The organism is Acinetobacter sp. 228, from assembly GCF_048147885.1.
In genome coordinates this window covers 1-1,509 of sequence record NZ_JAYWYV010000218.1, presented here as the reverse complement: position 1 = coordinate 1,509, position 1,509 = coordinate 1, and the positions used below count along the sequence as shown (strand labels likewise).

Annotated in this window: 2 protein-coding genes; both read left to right on the top strand. The window is 31.8% G+C overall.

Annotated features, from left to right (window positions below):
• Positions 1-68: 68 nt before the first annotated feature.
• On the top strand, positions 69-359 hold the full coding sequence (locus VXQ92_RS17530; protein WP_000794352.1) for a hypothetical protein: 291 nt from the start codon (positions 69-71) through the stop codon (positions 357-359).
• A 489-nt stretch (positions 360-848) separates the two neighbouring features.
• Positions 849-1,382, top strand: coding sequence for a fimbrial protein (locus VXQ92_RS17525; RefSeq protein ID WP_000731817.1), 534 nt, complete (start codon positions 849-851; stop codon positions 1,380-1,382).
• Positions 1,383-1,509 lie beyond the last annotated feature (127 nt).

Here is a 1,509-nt window from a genome sequence, read left to right as displayed (position 1 = left end):
TATATTGTTTTTAAATAAAAAATATTGTATCACTTATATTAACTATTTAATAAATAGGTACTTATAAAATGAAAAATAATATATTTAAAATTTTGGTTTTGGCGGTATTTTCTACTTCCCCACTATTTTGTTATGCAAATAACACAATAATGATTAAAGGAAATATTGTTGAAGACACATGCTCAACAAAAAGTAATGAGATAGAATGTAACGAAGTCAACAATTTGAATATTAAACTTGATAGTGAATATTTAAATAAAGATAGTCTCTATAAATTAACTCAACATACAGAGAAGATGGACACTAGCATTGAAAGTCTAGGTTCTAATCGAAAGATTATACTTATCAATTATCATTAAGCTCATTTCATCACATTTGAACTTATTACTATAGAAGCTGGCAAAAGAGTGATTCATACAATTCAACATAATTCTTTATGAATTGGGTATTGGGTCACTCTTTTTCTGCAAAAATGTCTATTTGTATATTTTTTCTATATACATCTGCATAATTTATTCTATATAATTGTATTGTAAGAATTTAAACTTATTCTTCACGTAAATTGTTTAATTCTTTTCCAGTTACATAGTCGCCTTATGTAATTTTCTTATCTCTATGATTCCTTTCTTCTAAACAATAAAAACTATCTATAAAACAGCTACATAAGCTGTGTTAACTAGCTGTTAACCGCATCCTAATATTGTGACTCAATTAAAATTATGAAAAAATAATGTGACATAGTTTGCATTTTGTTTAAAAAGTGTTAGCATTGTTACATTACTTTTCAAGATGTCAAGCACTGGAAAAGTAAGGAAATAAACTTTTATCCAGACTTTTGAGAAAACACTATGAAAAAACTTGCTTTGATCGCTGCTCTTTCGGTTGTAGGGATTGCGAATGCTCAAGCTGCTGATGGTACAATTACAATTAATGGTTTAGTTACAGACAAAACTTGTGACATCGTTACTCCAGCTGGTAAAGACTTCACAGTTACTCTTCCAACTGTTTCTAAGCAAACTTTAGCTGTTGCTGGGGATGTTGCTGGTCGTACTCCTTTCCAAATTAAATTAGCTAACTGTTCTGAAGGTAAAGTAGCTACTTACTTCGAACCAGGTGCTAACGTTGACTTTAATACTGGTCGTTTACTTAACAAAGACGCTACTGGTGCTAAAAACGTTAACGTTCAACTTTTAGGTAGCAATAACAACTTCATCCCAGTTCTTGCTGCTGGTGCGAACGGGGCTCAAGCTAACTCTCAATGGGTTGACGTAGCTGCAGCTGGTAGCGCAGACCTTAACTACTATGCTGAATACTATGCAACTGGCGCTTCTACTGCTGGTAAAGTTAACACTTCTGTTCAATACACAATTATCTATCAATAATTGATGGATGAGAGGGTTTCTATGTTTACATGGAAACTCTCTTTTTGTGACGCTTTCCCGAATCTTTGTTGGTTGAGAATTCTGAAATGAAATTGAACAGTTATAATTTTTTGTTAGGTTTGGCATT

Excerpts from the sequence above, each read along its gene's own strand:
- VXQ92_RS17530 (WP_000794352.1), top strand. The coding sequence starts at position 69 with ATGAAAAATAATATATTTAAAATTTTGGTTTTGGCGGTATTTTCTACT.
- VXQ92_RS17525 (WP_000731817.1), top strand. The coding sequence starts at position 849 with ATGAAAAAACTTGCTTTGATCGCTGCTCTTTCGGTTGTAGGGATTGCG.